The organism is Salipiger sp. HF18, assembly GCF_011806505.1.
In the GTDB taxonomy this organism is placed as follows: domain Bacteria; phylum Pseudomonadota; class Alphaproteobacteria; order Rhodobacterales; family Rhodobacteraceae; genus Salipiger; species Salipiger thiooxidans.
In genome coordinates this window covers 1-622 of record NZ_JAATOS010000965.1, presented here as the reverse complement: position 1 = coordinate 622, position 622 = coordinate 1, and the positions used below count along the sequence as shown (strand labels likewise).

Genomic DNA, 622 nt, shown 5'->3' with positions numbered 1-622 from the left:
TTCTCGTAGGTCGCCAGAAGCTTGGGGTCGACCTCGTCGAGCGACTTGGGCTTGGTCGCCATGCTCTTGGGCCGTGCGTAGTAGTACTGTTCCTGGAAGTCGATCTCGGGGTAGTCGACCATCGCCCAGGTGGGTTCCTTCATCTGGGTCCACCGCTCAAACGCCTTGAGGCGCCATTCGGTCATCCACTCGGGCTCTTCGTTCTTCTCCGAGATCAGCCGCACGATGTCCGGGTTCACGCCCTTGGGCGCGTATTCCATCTCGATGTCGGTTTCCCAGCCATACTTGTAGGTCGAGATGGCCTCGACCGCATCCACGGTTTCCTGCTCGACCCCTTCCTTGACGGTCACGTTGTCGAAGGCTGCCATGCGTTCTCTCCTGTCATCTCGCCGGGGCGTGTCCTGTTCGCTCGCGCGCCCGGGGGCGCCCATCCATCCGCGACGCCAGCGCGCCACGCTCAAAGTCCAGACCGCCCTGCGGCCATCCTGTCCCGGCCGACCCGCGGCCCGTGCGCCTAGGGCGCCTCGAAAAGTCGGAAGCGCCTTCCGGCGCTTCGCCGCGGCGCCTCCGGCGCATGTCTCACGCGCGCGAGGCGCTGGTCTTGCGCGCCTCTGGCGCTCTT

The 622-nt window shown here is 65.6% G+C and carries 1 pseudogene; it reads right to left on the bottom strand.

What is annotated here, in order from left to right:
• Positions 1–368, bottom strand: a pseudogene (locus HC022_RS28295) (Fe-S cluster assembly protein SufB); the annotation flags it as partial.
• Positions 369–622: the final 254 nt, after the last annotated feature.